16 protein-coding genes, 1 tRNA gene and 1 rRNA gene are annotated in these 16,218 nt (G+C 67.7%); 15 read left to right on the top strand and 3 right to left on the bottom strand.

Features of this window, described 5'->3' with window-relative positions; genetic code table 11:
• The first annotated feature begins 105 nt into the window (after positions 1-105).
• The 6 genes from rrf (at position 106) to rlmJ (ending at position 4,606) form a co-directional block, all read left to right on the top strand.
• Positions 106-220, top strand: a 5S ribosomal RNA gene (gene rrf, locus PSV00_RS11575).
• Between the two features lie 69 nt (positions 221-289).
• A tRNA-Met gene (locus PSV00_RS11570) sits at positions 290-366 on the top strand.
• Between the two features lie 212 nt (positions 367-578).
• Positions 579-1,424 carry a DUF4232 domain-containing protein gene (locus PSV00_RS11565; RefSeq protein ID WP_300447314.1) on the top strand — a complete coding sequence of 282 codons (846 nt, stop codon included), beginning with the start codon at positions 579-581 and terminating at the stop codon, positions 1,422-1,424.
• Positions 1,425-1,490: 66 nt separating this feature from the next.
• Complete coding sequence (locus PSV00_RS11560) at positions 1,491-2,681, top strand: glycine C-acetyltransferase (RefSeq protein ID WP_300447311.1); 1,191 nt, start codon at positions 1,491-1,493, stop codon at positions 2,679-2,681.
• 11 nt (positions 2,682-2,692) lie between these two features.
• Complete coding sequence (gene tdh / locus PSV00_RS11555) at positions 2,693-3,730, top strand: L-threonine 3-dehydrogenase (protein ID WP_366944657.1); 1,038 nt, start codon at positions 2,693-2,695, stop codon at positions 3,728-3,730.
• A gap of 54 nt (positions 3,731-3,784) precedes the next feature.
• A complete protein-coding gene (gene rlmJ / locus PSV00_RS11550; RefSeq protein WP_300447305.1) occupies positions 3,785-4,606 on the top strand; it encodes a 23S rRNA (adenine(2030)-N(6))-methyltransferase RlmJ in 822 nt (273 codons plus the stop codon).
• Here the strand turns inward: rlmJ and PSV00_RS11545 are convergent.
• Positions 4,603-4,911, bottom strand: a complete 309-nt coding sequence (locus PSV00_RS11545) for an antibiotic biosynthesis monooxygenase family protein (RefSeq protein WP_300447302.1) — start codon at positions 4,909-4,911, stop codon at positions 4,603-4,605. The genes rlmJ and PSV00_RS11545 overlap by 4 nt on opposite strands.
• 73 nt (positions 4,912-4,984) lie before the next feature.
• Here PSV00_RS11545 and PSV00_RS11540 point away from each other — a divergent pair, with 73 nt between their 5' ends.
• Complete coding sequence (locus PSV00_RS11540) at positions 4,985-5,674, top strand: type 1 glutamine amidotransferase (protein ID WP_300447300.1); 690 nt, start codon at positions 4,985-4,987, stop codon at positions 5,672-5,674.
• Here the strand turns inward: PSV00_RS11540 and hemF are convergent, their stop codons facing one another.
• Complete coding sequence (gene hemF / locus PSV00_RS11535; protein WP_300447297.1) at positions 5,675-6,556, bottom strand: oxygen-dependent coproporphyrinogen oxidase; 882 nt, start codon at positions 6,554-6,556, stop codon at positions 5,675-5,677.
• Between the two features lie 771 nt (positions 6,557-7,327).
• Here hemF and PSV00_RS11530 point away from each other — a divergent pair.
• The 5 genes from PSV00_RS11530 to PSV00_RS11510 all read left to right on the top strand — a co-directional run bounded on the left by PSV00_RS11530 (position 7,328) and on the right by PSV00_RS11510 (position 12,716).
• Entirely contained in the window at positions 7,328-8,593 is a 1,266-nt protein-coding gene (locus PSV00_RS11530; RefSeq protein WP_300447295.1) for a dipeptidase, read from the top strand.
• Between the two features lie 79 nt (positions 8,594-8,672).
• Positions 8,673-9,053, top strand: coding sequence for a DUF2946 family protein (locus tag PSV00_RS11525; protein ID WP_300447293.1), 381 nt, complete (start codon positions 8,673-8,675; stop codon positions 9,051-9,053).
• Positions 9,054-9,149: 96 nt separating this feature from the next.
• Positions 9,150-11,243, top strand: a complete 2,094-nt coding sequence (locus tag PSV00_RS11520) for a TonB-dependent receptor (protein ID WP_300447290.1) — start codon at positions 9,150-9,152, stop codon at positions 11,241-11,243.
• Between the two features lie 49 nt (positions 11,244-11,292).
• Positions 11,293-11,925: a class I SAM-dependent methyltransferase gene (locus PSV00_RS11515; RefSeq protein WP_300447287.1), complete on the top strand. Its 633-nt coding sequence runs from the start codon at positions 11,293-11,295 to the stop codon at positions 11,923-11,925.
• Positions 11,922-12,716: a TlpA disulfide reductase family protein gene (locus tag PSV00_RS11510; protein ID WP_300447284.1), complete on the top strand. Its 795-nt coding sequence runs from the start codon at positions 11,922-11,924 to the stop codon at positions 12,714-12,716. The genes PSV00_RS11515 and PSV00_RS11510 overlap by 4 nt, the downstream gene beginning before the upstream one ends.
• Positions 12,717-12,725: 9 nt before the next feature.
• Here the strand turns inward: PSV00_RS11510 and PSV00_RS11505 are convergent, their stop codons facing one another.
• Entirely contained in the window at positions 12,726-13,175 is a 450-nt protein-coding gene (locus PSV00_RS11505; RefSeq protein WP_300447281.1) for a tRNA (cytidine(34)-2'-O)-methyltransferase, read from the bottom strand.
• 195 nt (positions 13,176-13,370) lie between these two features.
• On the opposite strand from PSV00_RS11505, the gene petA reads away from it, so the two are divergent.
• The 3 genes from petA to PSV00_RS11490 are packed head-to-tail and all read left to right on the top strand — an operon-like array spanning position 13,371 to position 16,107.
• A complete protein-coding gene (gene petA / locus PSV00_RS11500; RefSeq protein WP_300447278.1) occupies positions 13,371-13,910 on the top strand; it encodes a ubiquinol-cytochrome c reductase iron-sulfur subunit in 540 nt (179 codons plus the stop codon).
• Between the two features lie 11 nt (positions 13,911-13,921).
• Positions 13,922-15,226 (top strand): cytochrome b/b6, encoded by a 1,305-nt coding sequence (locus PSV00_RS11495; RefSeq protein WP_300447275.1) that lies wholly within the window; start codon positions 13,922-13,924, stop codon positions 15,224-15,226.
• A gap of 5 nt (positions 15,227-15,231) precedes the next feature.
• A complete protein-coding gene (locus tag PSV00_RS11490; RefSeq protein WP_300447272.1) occupies positions 15,232-16,107 on the top strand; it encodes a cytochrome c1 in 876 nt (291 codons plus the stop codon).
• Positions 16,108-16,218: the final 111 nt, after the last annotated feature.

Below are 16,218 nucleotides of genomic sequence, written 5' to 3'. Positions count from 1 at the left end.
CTTACTGGTACTAATAATCCGATCGGCTTGATCGTTTCTCAGCAAAACTCATTCGATTTTACTAAAACTGACAATGTCTTCTCTCATCTTTATCTGTCCGGTTGACCTGGTGGTTATGCCGGAGATTCCCCACCCGATCCCATTCCGAACTCGGTCGTTAAGGTCTCCAGAGCCAATGGTACTTCGTCTCAAGGCGCGGGAGAGTAGGTCGCCGCCGGGTCTACCAGACAGATAAAGATGAGCTTCTCGAACCCATTCTTCCTTCACAAATTTCTCTTTCCATCTTTGTCGCGGGATGGAGCAGCCCGGTAGCTCGTCAGGCTCATAACCTGAAGGTCGTAGGTTCAAATCCTACTCCCGCACCCAAAGTTCAGAACCCCATGGCCCCGGCTGTGGGGTTTTTTTGATTCAGGCCTTGCTGTGGCTCCGGTATCGGAGCCTTTACCGAGGACGAACGTTGCTTTGCGAGCCTTCGTAAGGACTGTTTCATGCATGCGATCCGTTTCCAACTGACGGCTGGTCTTCTGGCAGTCGCTGCTGTCGCATCGGCGGGATGCAGCCCTGAACCGGGACCGCCGGTGGCGATTGACGCCCCGACCACACCGGTGGCGACCGGCGCGGCTACCACCTATGCCTGCGCGAGTGGTCGCGAAATCGCCGTCGCCTATCCGGACGCAACCTCGATCCGCCTGGCCTATCTCGGTCAGGACTACGCCCTGGTCCAGGTCGGCGCGGCGACCGGTGCCCGTTATGTCGGTGCGGACATGGCCTGGTCGACCACCGTATCGGACGGTCTCGACCATGCGGTCCTGACCCGGGCCGGTGCGGACGGTTCGCCCGGCGGGGTGGTCCTGGAACAGTGTGCCCGCCCTGTCAGCGGGCCGGATCCGGTCCAGCCGACAGTGTTGCCGGTGCCGACACCCGTCAGGGACGCGCCGTCGCCACCGCCCTGCAAGGGGCCGCAGCTTCAGCTGGAGGAGGCCGGCGGTGACGCAGGCATGGGCAACCGGGTCGCCGTCGTTGCGGTACGCAATCTGGGCACTGGCGCTTGCAGCCTGTCCGGCTATCCAGCCATCAGTCTGGTCGATGATCGCAATCGCGCCCTGGCCAGTGTGCGGGCCGAGACCAGCCCCGGCTCCTATTTCCGCAGCGGTCAAACGCCGGGGGCCGTGGCCCTGCCCCCGGGCGGGCGGGCCTGGTTCGATCTCGCCTGGAATGTCGTGCCGCATGAGGCGGAGGGGGAAACCGTCTGTCCAACCGCAGCGCGAATCCGGATGACGGCACCGGGAGACACGTCGCCGGTCTGGCTGGCTCATGCCCTGACCCCCTGCGGTAGCCGAATCCGGGTGAGCCCCTTTCGTCCGGTCGTGGATCCCGTCCCGGCGGAGATCGCACCGTCCGTGCCCGGACCGGCCCAGCCCTGACCGCAACGCTGGAACCGCAGGACGAAACCGCGTAATCCGCCGCCTTGAACCGACGACTGAGGCCCCATGACCACCAGCTTTTATGACCGCGTTGCCGCTGAACTCGTCGATATCGACGCCCAGGGGCTGACCAAGCCCGAGCGGGTCATCGCCTCGCGCCAGGGACCGGTGATCGAGGTCGGGGGCCGACAGGTGCTGAATTTCTGCGCCAACAACTATCTGGGTCTCGCCGGCGACGAACGCGTCGTCCAGGCAGGCATTGAGGCCCAGCAGCGCTGGGGCGCGGGCACGGCCTCGGTGCGCTTCATCTGCGGCACGCTGGAAATTCACAAGACGCTGGAACGGGCCATCGCCGACTATCTCGGCTTTGAGGATACGATCCTGTTCGCTGCGGCCTTTGACGCCAACGGCGGCATCTTCGAACCGCTGTTCGGGGCCGAGGACGCCATCGTCTCCGACAGTCTGAACCACGCCTCGATCATCGACGGTGTCCGGCTGTGCAAGGCCAAGCGCTATCGCTTCGCCAACTCCGACATGGACGAGCTGGAGAGTCGGCTGAAGGAGGCCCGGGAGGCTGGCGCGCGTAATATCGTCATCGCCACCGACGGGGCCTTCTCGATGGATGGGTATATCGCGAGGCTGAAGGACGTCCGGGCGCTGGCGGACAAATACGACGCCCTGATCATGGTCGATGACTGCCACGCCACCGGCTTCCTCGGTCCCAAGGGGCGAGGCTCGTACGCCCACCATGGCGTCGAGGTCGATTTCGTCACCGGCACCTTCGGCAAGGCGCTGGGCGGAGCGATGGGCGGCTTCATCTGTGCCCGGAAGGCCGTCGTCGACCTGCTGAAACAGCGGGCGCGGCCCTATCTGTTCTCCAACGCCCTGGCCCCGGCCGTGTGCGGCTCCAGCCTGGAGGCCATTCGTATCGCCCAGGGTGATGAGGGCGACGCCCTGCGCAGCCAGCTGACCGCCAATGCCGCCCGCTATCGCGCCGCGATGACCGCGGCGGGCTTCGACCTGTTGGCCGGTGAGCATCCGATCATTCCGGTAATGCTGGGTGACGCCAAACTGGCCCAGACCCTGGCGGCGCGGCTGCTGGAATCGGGCGTCTATGTGATCGGCTTCTCCTTCCCGGTCGTGCCGCGTGGTGCCGCCCGGATCCGCACGCAGATGTCGGCGGCGCACAGCTTCGACCATATCGATCAAACCGTAGCGGCCTTCACGACGGCCGGTCGCGAACTGGGAGTCATCTGATGGCTGACATGATGAAGGCCCTGGCCAAGACCTCGCCGACCGAGGGACTCGACCTGATCGAGGCCCCGATCCCGGTCGCCGGTCCCGAGGACGTGCTGATCCGTGTGCATCGCACGGCCGTGTGCGGCACCGACATCCACATCTGGAACTGGGACGAGTGGTCGCAGAAGAATGTGCCGATGCCGATGATCACCGGCCACGAGTTCGCCGGCGAGATCGTTGCCGTCGGCAGCGCCATCGACCGGCCGCTGAAGATCGGCCAGCGGGTCTCGGCCGAGGGGCATGTGATCAATCTGAATTCGGAAGCGGCCCGGGCCGGCCATTTCCATCTGGATCCGGCCACGCGCGGTATCGGCGTCAACCGTCAGGGGGCCTTCGCCGAATTCGTGGTGGTTCCGGCCTTCAACGTCATCGAACTGCCCGATGAGGTGCCCGACGAGATCGGGGCCCTGCTGGATCCGTTCGGCAATGCCGTGCACACGGCCCAGCAGTTCGACCTGCTGGGCGAGGACGTGCTGGTGACCGGGGCCGGGCCGATCGGCATCATGGCCGCCGCCGTTGCCCGCCATGCCGGGGCCCGGACCGTCGTCCTGACCGACATCAACGACTATCGCCTCGAGCTGGCCCAGAAGGTCGCGCCGGGGGTGCGGACGGTCAACACCACGCGCGAGGACCTGCACGACGTGATCCACGAACTGGGCATGAAGGTCGGCTTTGACGTGGCCCTGGAGATGTCGGGTTCGCCGATCGCCTTCAAACAGTGCGTCGACACCCTGATCATGGGTGGCGGCATGGCCATGCTGGGTATTCCGTCCAGGCCGATGGAGACGGACTGGGGTGCGATCATCCTCAAGGCTCTGACCATCAAGGGCGTTTACGGGCGCGAGATGTTCACCACCTGGCGCAAGATGCTGGGCCTGCTGAAGGCCGGTCTGGACCTGCAGCCCCTGATCACCCACCGCCTGCCCTATGACCAGTATCGCGACGGCTTCGCCGCGATGAAGTCGGGGCAGTCGGGCAAGGTGATCCTGAACTGGGACAAGGCCTGACCCGTCGATAGGGCCTGCCCTTGACCGCAGTCGCCGGGAGGGGGACGAGCAGGCATGAATTATCGCCATAGTTTTCACGCCGGAAATTTCGCCGATCTGGTCAAGCACGCCCTGATGCTGTGGCTGCTGGAGCAGAGGCAGGCTGCGGGGCCGGTGACGGTTCTGGATAGCCATGCCGGGGCCGGGCTCTACGATCTGACCGGGGACGCGGTACGATCGCGCGAGGCCGAGGCGGGGATCGACCGGCTGATGGCCAGCGAGGCGCGCCCGCCACTGATCGAGACCCTGGCCGAGGCGGTTGCGCAGACCAATCCGGGCGGCGGGGTACGGTTCTATCCGGGCTCGCCGCTGCTGGTCGCGACCCGACTGCGGTCGGGGGATCGCTATGTCGGATTCGAACTGAATCCGCCGGTGCTGGCGCTGCTGGGTGAGGTGCTGGAGCCGTTTGCCGGGGCCGGAGCCAGGGGCGGGGACGGCTATGATCAGGTGCTGGCCGAGGCGTTGGCCAATCCGGGCAGTTTCGTCCTGATCGATCCGCCGTTTGAGCAGCCGGATGACTATCACCGGGCCGCGGATACGGCGGCGGCGATCATGCGCGCCGATCCGCGCGCAACGGTGGCGATCTGGACGCCGATGAAGGACATGGAGACCTTTGACGGTTTCCTGCGACGGTTGGATCAGGGCGGGGCCGGACGGGCGCTGGTGGCCGAGGCGCGGCTGCGGCCACTGACCAATCCGATGAAGATGAACGGCTGTGCCCTGGTGGTGCTGAATCCCCCCCGGGGTGCCGAGGATGCCGCGACCGAGGTCTGTGGCTGGGTCGCGGACCGGCTGGGTGAGGCCGGGGCGCGGGCCGAGGTCTGGGTTACCGCCTAGGTCGGGAGGAAGACCTCGCCGGGATCGTAGAGGTGGGGTTCGAAGGTGGCGATGGTCATGATCGGACCCATGGCGGCGGCGATGGCGGGATGGCGACTCATCGCCTTCCACGCCTCGGCCGAGGCCCAGACCGCGTGATTGGCCACGACCTTGCCGTTCAGGCCGCGATGCAGGGTCTGGGAGATGAAGCCGTCGAGGCCGGACTGGATCCGGGCCATGGCGGTCAGATGCTCCATCAGGGCGTCCTGATGCGCCGGATCGCATTTGAAGACATTGATCAGGACGACAGGGGCAGCTTCGGTCATGGTTGCGTCTTCTAGACTGTGTTGGCTCCGGCGTCTGCCCGTGTGGACATGGTCGGCCAACCCGGGGACGTGAATGATCCGTATCGCCATTCTTGAGACGGGTACGCCGCCACCGGCCCTGGGCGAGCGATATGGCGATTATCCGGCCATGTTCCAGGCCCTGCTGGGCGAGGATTTCGTCTGCCGGGCCTTTGACGTGGCGGCGGGCGAATGGCCGGAGGCGGCGGCGTTCGACGGGGTCATCATCACCGGCTCGGCCAGCGGGGTCTATGAGGCCGACGCCTGGATCGCCGACCTGCTGGACTGGATCCGCGCGGCCCGGGGGCGCACCCGGCTGGTCGGGATCTGTTTCGGTCACCAGGCCATGGCCCAGGCCCTGGGCGGGCGGGTCGAGAAATCCGACAAGGGCTGGGGCGTCGGCCTGCATGCCTATCAGGTGGTCTCCGCCGAGCCGTGGATGGCACCGCCGGCGACGACGGTGGCCCTGCCGGCCTCGCATCAGGACCAGGTGGTCGAGCGGCCCGCGGACGCCCGCATCTGGCTGCGCAGCGCCTTCACCCCATTCGCCGGACTGGCCTGGGGTGAGGACGCCATCTCGATGCAGCCGCATCCGGAATTCACCCCCGAATTCACCGCCGACCTGACCGGCGGTCGCTACGACCGGATCGGCCGGGCGCTGGTCGATCCGGCGCTGGAGAGCCTGAAGGGGCCCAATGACTGTGCCCGCGTCGGGGGCTGGATCCGGCGTTTCCTCACCGGCTGATCACGGCCATTTCACCACGGGCGGCATGGAGCTGAGGATGGAGTCGACATTGCCGCCGGTCTTGAGCCCGAACATGGTGCCGCGGTCGTAGAGCAGGTTGAACTCGACATAGCGGCCGCGGCGGATCAGCTGTTCCTCGCGTTCGTCTTCGGTCCAGGCCTCGGCCATGCGGCGGGCGACGAGGCGGGGGTAGACGTCGAGAAAGGCGCTGCCGACGTCGCGGGTGAAGGCGAAATCCTTCGCATAGTCGCCGCTGTCGTGGTGGTCGTAGAAGATGCCGCCGGTGCCGCGCGGCTCGTTGCGGTGGGCCAACCAGAAATACTCATCGCACCACTGTTTGAATTTGGCGTGCCACTCGGGGTCATGGGCATCGCAGGCGGCCTTCATGGCGACGTGGAAATCGACCGTGTCCGGGGCGTCGGCGTGGCGATCGACGTCCAGCACCGGGGTCAGGTCGCCGCCGCCGCCGAACCAGCTTTTCGTCGTGGTGATGAAGCGGGTGTTCATGTGGACGGCGGGGACGCGCGGGCTGACCGGATGGGCGATCAGGCTGATGCCGGTCGCGAAGAAGCGCGGATCCTCGGCCGCGCCGGGAATGGTCTTGGCATATTCGGCGGGGAAGGTGCCGTGCACGGTCGAGACATGGACCCCGACCTTTTCGAACAGCCGTCCGCTCATCATGCCCATGACGCCGCCGCCGCCGTCGGGCCGCTGCCAGGGGGTGCGGACGAACCGGCCCGGCTCGCCGGGGAATAGATCATCGGGGGCCTGGTCCTCGAGGGTTTCGAAGGCGCTGTGAATATTGTCGCGCAGGGTTTCGAACCAGGCGCGGGTCTCGGCCTTCTTCTGGTCCAGCGGGTCGGTGTGATGGGCGTCGCTCATGGGCAGGCTTGAACCATATCGGGACCGTCTTCGCTACCGGGCAGACGGTCGCGCCGCGCGCCGGACCGGCGACGGTGAGGGAAGGGCAGGCGGAGCGCCGGGCCTTCGCCCGGAAGAAGAACAGACTACCGTTTCGACGAAGACCGACGCTCCGCGTGGCGAGTTTTCAGGAGCTTGCGTCGGGTGGCGGTCTTGGCGCCTTACCGCAGCGCCCCTGACGGGCGGGTCGTTCTTGCGACACGGTCCCCGGACCGAACGAGTATCCCCCTCGTCCCTGACCCCGCTTCACCACTCCCGCCACACACCAGGTCGCAGGCCAGGCGGCCCTTCCTTGCGACGGGACGGGGGAGAGTCTGGCACGGAGTGGGACCCGGGCGGGAAGTTTGGGCGGGGATTTGGGTAGGGGGTTGAAATAGCAGGAGTTCGACCGTCACCGATGTGCGGATTTTTGCAAAAGACCTCGCAGTTTTCCGCTGTCGTCATCCTTCGGCGAGCGCCCGCGCTTGCGGGTGCGAGACCGGAGGACCCAGCGGCGCGCGAGCGTAGCGAGGGCGAGGGGCCGCACCGACCGTGCCAGACCGTTTCGCGCGCCGCGCGCCGCCGGGTCCCCCGGTCTGCGCCGCGAAGACGCGGCTTGCCGGAGGATGACGACAGCAAAGAGGGGTTCGCTTCGCGCCCCCGGGATGACGACAGCAGAAGGGGGTGACCGGCCCGCTTTGCCTTCGCCCGGTCCTGTGCCACCGTCGCGCGTCGTTGTTTCCGGAGAGTCCCATGATCCGCACCACCCTGCTCACCGCTGCCGCGCTTGCGGTCCTGGCCGGCCCGGCGCCGGCCCAGTCCACCGATGCGGCGGCCGAGGCACGGGTGCAGAGGATCCTGCGCACCACGCCGGTGATCGACGGCCACAACGACCTGCCCTGGGCGCTGCGCGAGGGGTTTGGCAATGATCCGCACGCGGTGGACCTGACCGTCAATCTCGATGCCTCGACCGTGCTGCACACCGACATTCCGCGCCTGCGCGCCGGGGGCGTCGGCGGCCAGTTCTGGTCGGTCTATGTGCCGGCGTCGCTGAGTCCGCCCGATGCGGCCGTGGCGACCTTCGAACAGATCGATACGGTCAAGCGCATCGTCGCCGCCCATCCGGATGTGTTCGAGCTGGCCACCACCGCTGCCGACATCGAGCGCATTCAACGGCGCGGCAAGATCGCCTCGCTGATCGGCATGGAGGGCGGCTATTCGATCGATGATTCGCTGGGCCTGCTGCGGGAGTTCCATGCGTCCGGGGCCCGCTACATCACCCTGACCCATTCGCGCACCACCAGCTGGGCCGACAGTGCGACCGACGCCCCGAAATGGGGCGGGCTGAACCCGTTCGGCGAGGATGTGGTGCGCGAGATGAACCGTCTGGGGATGATGGTCGACCTGAGCCACGTCTCGGAAGAGACCATGCTGGATGCCATGCGGGTGTCGGACGCGCCGGTGATCTTCTCGCATTCCTCGGCGCGCGCGGTGACCGGTCATGCCCGCAATGTGCCCGACACCGTGTTGCGACTGATGCCGGAGGATGGCGGGGTGGTGATGGTCACCTTCGTGCCGAGCTTCGTCAGTGAGGCCGCCCGACTCTGGGGTCTGGAGGCCACGGCCGAGGTTGAGGCGCTGGTGCCGCGCCCGGCCGACAATGCCGCGATCGAGCTGGCGATGAAGGACTGGTTCGACACCCACCCCCAGCCCCATGCGACGATCGCCGACGTCGTGGCCCACATCCAGCATGTCCGTGACGTGGCCGGTATCGACCATGTCGGCCTCGGCGGCGATTTCGACGGGGTGGGGGCCTTGCCCGAGGGCATCACCGGGGTCGACGCCTATCCGCGTATCCTTGCGGCCCTGATGGCCAATGGCTGGAGCGAGGCGGACATCCGCAAACTGGCCGGGGAGAACATCCTGCGGGTCATGCGGGCGGTCGAGACGGTGGCGGCGAGCAAGGCGGGCGCGCGACCCTCGCTGGCCCGGCTGACCGCCGAAACCGCGCCGGAATAGCGCCCGGGGGCACCGGAGCCGGCGGACGCGCGACGACCTGTCACCTTGCGTCGCCGGGGGCGGGCGGCGAAGGCGAGCCATGCACTCGGGGGAACGCCTGACATTGAGGTTTGCGGTGGCGCTGCTGGCGCTGCTGTTCAGCGTCACCCTGCGGGCGCTGATCCCGGTCGGCTATATGCCGGACGTCGCCGACGACGGCTTCCATCTGGTGATCTGCAGCGCGACCGCGCCGGCGGACACCCATGGCGACCCCGACCACAAGGGGGCGACCGACGCGGCCCCGGTCTGTGCCTTCGCCGCTGTGGCCATGGTCACAGGCGCGGACAATCCCCCGCCGCTGCCACGACCGGTGGTCCCTGCTGTTGTCCGCGAGTCCGGCTTCGCCCGGCGTGATCCCCCGTCGGCCACCCGCTCTGAAGGTCCGCCTCCGCCGGCGCGCGCGCCACCCCTGTCGATCTGAAACCGCGACCCTGCCGAGCCGCCCCGTCGTCGACGGATGGGCGGACCCCTCTGTCGCCCTGTTGGCGACGTTCAGATTTCAGATCGAGTTTTTTCCATGAGAATGACCCCCGGGGCCTGTGCCCTGCTGTTCGGCGCGCCCCTGATGGCCGCCATGCCCGCCCATGCGCAGGATGCCTCCCTGCTGGACGAGATCGTCGTCACCGGAGCCCGTCCCGATAGCGCGATCGATGCCGCCCGGCCCGAGGGCGTGGCCGCCGTGGCCCCCGACAGCGCCGGCCTGGTGGCCCGCCTGCCCGGGGCGGCGCTGATCGACAATGGCGGCCTGTCGGGCCAGGTCCAGTACCGGGGCCTGTTCGGTGACCGGGTACTGACCCGGGTCAACGGCCAGCGTTTCCACGGCGGTGGACCCAATGCCATGGACCCGCCGCTGCACTATGCGCCGATGCCGCTGGTCGGCACGGTCGAGGTCGACCGCGGTATCAGCCCGGTGCGCAACGGTCCGGCCCTGGCGGGCGGGGTGAATGCGAAGCTGAAAGAGGTCGGCTTCGGCGAGGGGACGACGTTCGCCCCGGCCTGGGACCTGATGAGCAGCGCCCGGTCGGTCGACGACAGCCACAGTGTCGGCGGGGTGGTCGGCATGGCCAGTGACCGGTTCAGGGTCAATCTGCTGGGAGCCTATGAGAGTGGCGGCGATATGCGTTTCCCCGGCGGCGTGATCCGGGACAGCGGCTTCCGCCGGGATACCTATGGCCTGTCCGCGGGCTGGCGCAGCGCGACGGGGGACCTTGGGCTGGACCTGAGGCGGCAGGAGACCGGTCCGACCGGGACCGCGCCTTTCGCCATGGACATCCAGTATTTCGACACCGATTTCGCCCGGCTGTCCTTCGCCAGCCCGGTGGAGTCGACCGTGCGGCTGGAGGCGTCAGTGGGCCATACGAGGGTCGAGCACGGGATGGACAATTTCAGCCTGCGGCCGGGACCGGCGATGGCCGCGATGCGGCGGTTGTCGCTGGCCGACGCCGAGACGACGGTGGGCGAGGCACGGCTGATCCTCGGCACGCCCGCGCGCAGCCTCAGCGTCGGGGCCGATTTCGACCGGGGCGACAAGTCGGTCACCATCACCCATCCGGACAATCCCGCCTTCTTCGTCACCTCCCTGCCCGGGATCGAATCGTCGCGTGTCGGCGGCTATCTGGAGTGGCGCGGGGCCGTCCGGGGTGTCGAGACGGAGCTGGGGGTGCGGGCCGACGCCCACCGGGCCTCGGCGGATGAAGCCCGGACAGGCTCGGCCGTTGCCGCCGGGGCGACCCTGCTGGCGGTTGCCTTCAATGCCGGTGACCGGGACTGGAGCGGCGAGACCGTCGATCTGGCGGCCCGCTTCTGGCGTGACCTCGGCGACTTCACCCCGCGCCTGACCCTGGCGCGCAAGACCCGGGCACCCAATGCCGTCGAGCGGTTCTCGTGGATGCCGACCGAGGCGAGCGGCGGTCTGGCGGATGGCAATGTCTATGTCGGGGACCGGGGCCTCAGACCCGAGACGGCCTGGATCGTCGAGGGCGGGTTCGACTGGCAACGGGGATCGGCCTGGGCGCGGCCAACCGTCTATTACCGGCGGGTCGACGGCTATATCCAGGGCGTGCCGTTCGACGACACCCCCGGGGTGGCCGATACCCGGGTCGAGATGGTCGCGGCCATGAGCGGGGACCCCACCCCGCTGCGCTTCGCCAATGTCGACGCCGACCTGTACGGCTTTGACATGGATTTCGGCCTGCAGGTCACTGACCGGCTCCGTCTCGACGGGGTGACGAGCCTGGTGCGCGGCCAGCGCCGGGATGTGAGCGATGACCTGTACCGGATCGCCCCGCCGACCCTGCGGCTGGCCGCGACCTGGGATGAGACGGACTGGTCGCTGGGGGCCGAGGTGGCGGGAACGCTGCGTCAGAACCACGTCTCGACCACCAATGACGAGGTGGCGAGCGGCGGCTATGCGGTGGTCAATCTGCGCGGCGCCTGGCGTCTGCGGCCGGGCGTCCAGCTGGAGGCCGGGGTCGAGAACCTGTTCGACCGCGACTATCGCGCCCATCTGGCGGGACGGAACCGGGTGGCGGAGTCCGACGTCGCCCTGGGCGAGCGGCTGCCGGGGGCCGGACGCGGCGTCTTTTTGACGTTGAAGGCGGCCATGCGATGAACGTGCGCGACTGCGGAGACCGGTGCCGCCCGACCCCGAAAGGAAAATCATGACTCCCGAACAGGCCCGCGCCTTCTGGGACGGTCGCTACGGCGACGAGTCCTATCTGTTCGGCGAGCGTCCGAACGCCTTTCTGGAGCGACAGGCAGACCGGCTGCGGCCGGGCATGACCGTTCTGGCTGTCGCGGACGGGGAGGGGCGCAACGGGGTCTGGCTGGCGCGCCAGGGACTGACGGTGACCAGCACCGACATCTCGCCGAAGGCGGTGGCCAAGGCCCGGGCCCTGGCGGCCCGTCACGGGGTCGAGATCGACGCGCAGCTGGCCGATCTCGATGCCTGGGACTGGCCGGTCGGGGCCTTAGACGTGGTGGTCGGGGTCTTCGTCCAGTTCGCGCCGCCCGCCATGCGCGACCGGCTGTTCGCCCGGATGAAACAGGCGCTGAAGCCGGGCGGCCTGCTGCTGCTGGAGGGGTACCGGCCGGAACAGCTGGCCTATGGCACCGGCGGGCCGGGGCAGGTGGAGAATCTCTATACCGAGGCCCTGTTGCGTGATGCCTTCGCGGACATGACGGGGGTCGAGCTGGCCAGCTACGACGCCGGAATCACAGAGGGAGCGGGCCACAGCGGCCTGTCGGCCCTGATCGACCTTGTGGCGATCCGGCCGGAGCCCGCAGCGTCATGAATGCGATCGCACTGGGTCCCCTGGTCCTGTCCGGCGAACGAGTCGCCATCGTCGTGGGCGTGGTCGTCTTCCTGCTGGGGGCGGGCCTGCTGGCGAGTCGCGTCAGCGCCCGCTTCAACGCCTGGAGCACGGTGGCGGTTCTGGCCGGGCTGGCCGGGGCGCGTCTGGCCCATGTGGTCGTCAACTGGGGCTATTTCGCCGATGACCCGCTGCGGGCGCTGGCGGTGTGGCAGGGGGGATTCCTCTGGCCATGGGCGCTGCTGCCGGTGGCGGTCTCGGCGATCGTCATGTTGCGGGACCGGCGGCTGATACTGTGGGCGGTGGTGCCGGTCATCGCCTGCATCCTCGCGGGGATGGCGACGGCGCGACTGACCTCGGGTACGGAGCCGACGCCGGCCCCGGCGATGGTCCTGACCCGGCTGGAGGGCGGGGCGGTGAACCTGGCCGCCACCGAGGGGCGGCCCACGGTGATCAACCTGTGGGCGACCTGGTGCCCGCCCTGTCGGCGCGAGATGCCGGCGCTGGCCCGGGCCCAGGAGGCCCATCCCGACGTCCGCTTCCTGTTCGTCAACCAGGGGGAGGGCCAGACGCAGGTCGCCGGCTGGCTGGCGGGGGCCGGGCTCGAGCTCGACAATGTCCTGCTGGACCGGGCCATGGCCGTGCCGGGCCACTACGGCACCGTGGGCCTGCCGGTCACCCTGTTCCTGGGGTCCGATGGCCGGCTGGTCCGGGCACATGTCGGCGAGATCGCGCCCGAACAGATCGACGCCGGGATCGCGCGCCTGCGGTGACCGAGGCCTTCAGACCAGACCGTCGGTCTGTCTGAGACTTTCGAACAGGCCGATGCCGGCGCTGACCGACAGGTTGAGGGAGCGGGCCTCGGGGCGCAGGGGAATCACCACCCGGGCGTCGGCGGCGGCGTGGACCGGTTCGGGCACGCCCGAGGTCTCGCTGCCGAACAACAGGGTGTCGTCGGGCTGGAAGCCGAAATCGTTCAGCGGCGTCGCGCCGCGGGTGGTGAACAGCACCAGCCGTCCGGGCCCCCGGTCGGCCTGGAACCGGTCCCAGCCACTGTGCCGGATCATGTGGCCGAGCGGGCCGTAATCGAGGGCGGCGCGCTTCATCGCCCGGTCGTCGAAGGTGAATCCGACGGGCTCGATCACGTGCAATTCGACGCCGAAACAGGCGCTGAGGCGGATGCAGGCCCCGACGTTCTGAGGAATGGCTGGTTGAAAAAGAGCGAGACGCATTCTAAGGCCCTCATACGCGCGCCTCCGGGACTTGTCGCGACTCGAAATGCGACCGTTTCTCAGGAGGCGTGAGCAGCTTGCGGCGATGCGCCGCAAACGTGGGTCGCACACTGTCCAGCAGGGGTGGGCTAAGGTTTTCGTGCTGCGGCAACGGCGTCCCCATCGGGCACGGGCGTGGCGTTCGAGGAGTAAGACGTGACCGAATCGGTCGGGACCAACGACGGCGAGGGTGAAGCCACCCGTCGCGACTTTATCCATATCGCTGCCGGCGCCGCCGCGGTCGGTGCGGGTGTGATGGTGGCCTGGCCGCTGATCAACACCATGAACCCGGCTGCCGACACCCTGGCGCTGGCCTCCATCGAATTTGATGTGAGCAAGGTCCAGGAAGGCCAGCAGGTCGTCATCAAATGGCAGGGCAAGCCCGTGTTCGTGCGCTACCGCACGCCGAAGGAGATCCAGGAAGCGGCCGCGACGCCGCTGACGGATCTGAAGGATCCGGAAACGGACGCGGCGCGGGTCAAGGACGGTCACAGCCAGTATCTGGTCCTGATCGGTTCCTGCACCCACCTGGGCTGTATCCCGACTTTCGGGGCCGGTGATTTCGGCGGCTGGTTCTGCCCGTGCCACGGCTCGACCTATGACACCTCCGGCCGGATCCGTAAGGGACCGGCCCCCACGAACCTTGTCGTGCCGGAGTACGCCTACCTCTCCGACACCCGCATCAAGATCGGCTGAGGGCGAGCCCAATGAGCGACCACGAATCCACCTACGTCCCCAAGACCGGCGTCGAGAAATGGCTCGACACGCGTCTGCCGATCATCCGCTTCGGTGCCGACTACATGTCGCTGCCGACCCCCAGGAACCTGACCTACTGGTGGACCTTTGGCGGCATTCTGGCCCTGTGCCTGGTGATCCAGATCGCCACCGGTATCGTCCTGGCCATGCACTATGTGCCGAACGTCGACCTGGCCTTCGCCTCGGTCGAGCGGATCATGCGGGACGTCAACGGTGGCTGGCTCATTCGATCCGTCCACGCCAACGGGGCCTCGATGTTCTTCATCGCGGTCTATCTGCACATGCTGCGCGGACTCTATTACGGGTCGTACAAGGCCCCGCGCGAGATGATCTGGATCCTGGGCTGCGTGATCTTCTTCCTGATGATCGCCACGGCCTTCCTCGGCTACGTCCTGCCCTGGGGCCAGATGTCCTTCTGGGGGGCCGAGGTCATCACCAACCTGATCGGGGCCATCCCGCTGATCGGTGAGCCCGTCCTGATCTGGCTGCGCGGTGGTCCGGCCATCGACAATGCGACGCTGAACCGCTTCTTCTCGCTGCACTATCTGCTGCCGTTCGTGATCGCGGGCGTGGTCGTGCTGCACCTGTGGGCCCTGCACGTCGCGGGTCAGAACAATCCGGTCGGGATCCTGATCCCCAAGGATCGCCAGGCCAAGGACACCCTGCCGTTCCACCCGTATTTCACGGTCAAGGACGGCTTCGCCATCATCCTGTTCCTGATACTGTTCGCCCTGTTCGTCTTCTTCATGCCTAACGCCCTGGGTCACGCCGACAACTATATCCCGGCCAATGCCCTGCAGACCCCGGCGCATATCGTGCCCGAGTGGTACATGCTGCCCTTCTACGCGATCCTGCGGGCGATCCCGGACAAGTTCGGCGGCGTGGTGGCGATGTTCGGCGCGATCGGCGTGCTGTTCATCCTGCCGTGGCTGGATACGTCCAAGGTCCGTTCGATGCGCTACCGGCCGACCATGAAGATCTTCTTCCTGATCTTCCTGGTGGTCGGTGTCCTGCTGGGCTGGTGCGGTGGCAAGCTGCCGGACGCCGAGGTGATCCCGGGCATGCCCAGCTTCACCGTCGGCGATGGTCAGCTGAACAGCTTCCTGTGGCTGGCCCGCCTGCTGACCGCCTATTACTTCGCCTTCTTCCTGATCATCATGCCTCTGGTGGGCCTGAAGGAGACGCCGCTGTCGATCCCGCTGTCGATCTCGGAGCCGGTGCTGCCGCCGGCTTCCGACGCCGGGCAGAAAGGCTGAGCGCGATGACGATCCTCAAGAAGAACGCCTTCACCATGCGCAAGACCCTGATCACCCTCGTCGCTGTCCTCGGCATGACGGCCGTCGCCGCCCCGGCCCTGGCCGCGGGCGGGGCCAAGCATCCGCGCTCGGCCGGGTTCAGTTTCGAGGGGCCGTTCGGCACCTTCGATCAGGGCCAGCTGCAGCGCGGCTACAAGGTCTATCGCGAGGTCTGCGCCGCCTGCCACAGCATGGACCTGATGCATTTCCGCAATCTGGGTGAAGCGGGCGGTCCGTTCTACGATTCGCACGCAGCCAACCCGGCCGAGAACCGCTTCGTCAAGGCGCTGGCGGCCGAAGTCCAGGTTCCGGACATCGATACGGAGACCGGCGAGGCGATCATGCGCGACGCCACCCCGGCCGACCGGTTCCCGTCGCCCTATCCGAACGCCACGGCCGCGGCCGCGGGCAACGGCGGCGCGGCTCCGCCCGACCTGTCGGTGATGGCCAAGGCCCGTCACGACGGCGCGAACTACATGTATTCGCTGCTGTCCGGCTATCAGGCGGCTCCGGCCGGCCTGCAGATCCGTCCGGGCCAGTACTACAACCCCTATATGACGGGTGACATGACTCCGTTCTGGACGGGCGAGGGCCATGCGCCGGCCGGGGGTTTCATCGCCATGCCGCCGCCGCTGGCCGACGGTCAGGTGACCTATGACGACGGTACCGCCCAGACCGTGGACCAGTATGCCAAGGACGTCAGTGCCTTCATCGCCTGGGCCTCGGACCCGCGGGCGACCGAGCGGAAACAGGCCGGTTTCGGCGTGATGATCTTCCTGTTCCTGTTCGCCGGTCTGACCTATCTGAGCTACCGCCGGATCTGGAAGGGCGTGGCCCACTAGCCACCGACCGTTCCGGCTGCGGACGACATGACCCGCCGGCGTTCGCGCCGGCGGGTTTTTCGTGCCCGCTTCGTCGCATCGACAGCCCCCGGACGGTGCCCTAGGGTCCGC

Source organism: Brevundimonas sp. (genome assembly GCF_029945885.1).
Classification (GTDB): domain Bacteria; phylum Pseudomonadota; class Alphaproteobacteria; order Caulobacterales; family Caulobacteraceae; genus Brevundimonas.
Note: the sequence above shows the minus strand (reverse complement) of the source record. Positions and strands in the feature narration are given on the sequence as shown.

Coding starts and splice junctions, on each gene's coding strand:
- PSV00_RS11530 (WP_300447295.1), top strand. CDS start 7,328: ATGATCCGCACCACCCTGCTCACCGCTGCCGCGCTTGCGGTCCTGGCC.
- PSV00_RS11505 (WP_300447281.1), bottom strand. CDS start 13,175: ATGCGTCTCGCTCTTTTTCAACCAGCCATTCCTCAGAACGTCGGGGCC.
- PSV00_RS11525 (WP_300447293.1), top strand. CDS start 8,673: ATGCACTCGGGGGAACGCCTGACATTGAGGTTTGCGGTGGCGCTGCTG.
- PSV00_RS11495 (WP_300447275.1), top strand. CDS start 13,922: ATGAGCGACCACGAATCCACCTACGTCCCCAAGACCGGCGTCGAGAAA.
- PSV00_RS11510 (WP_300447284.1), top strand. CDS start 11,922: ATGAATGCGATCGCACTGGGTCCCCTGGTCCTGTCCGGCGAACGAGTC.
- PSV00_RS11515 (WP_300447287.1), top strand. CDS start 11,293: ATGACTCCCGAACAGGCCCGCGCCTTCTGGGACGGTCGCTACGGCGAC.
- hemF (WP_300447297.1), bottom strand. CDS start 6,556: ATGAGCGACGCCCATCACACCGACCCGCTGGACCAGAAGAAGGCCGAG.
- PSV00_RS11490 (WP_300447272.1), top strand. CDS start 15,232: ATGACGATCCTCAAGAAGAACGCCTTCACCATGCGCAAGACCCTGATC.
- PSV00_RS11560 (WP_300447311.1), top strand. CDS start 1,491: ATGACCACCAGCTTTTATGACCGCGTTGCCGCTGAACTCGTCGATATC.
- rlmJ (WP_300447305.1), top strand. CDS start 3,785: ATGAATTATCGCCATAGTTTTCACGCCGGAAATTTCGCCGATCTGGTC.
- PSV00_RS11545 (WP_300447302.1), bottom strand. CDS start 4,911: ATGACCGAAGCTGCCCCTGTCGTCCTGATCAATGTCTTCAAATGCGAT.
- PSV00_RS11540 (WP_300447300.1), top strand. CDS start 4,985: ATGATCCGTATCGCCATTCTTGAGACGGGTACGCCGCCACCGGCCCTG.
- tdh (WP_366944657.1), top strand. CDS start 2,693: ATGAAGGCCCTGGCCAAGACCTCGCCGACCGAGGGACTCGACCTGATC.
- PSV00_RS11520 (WP_300447290.1), top strand. CDS start 9,150: ATGAGAATGACCCCCGGGGCCTGTGCCCTGCTGTTCGGCGCGCCCCTG.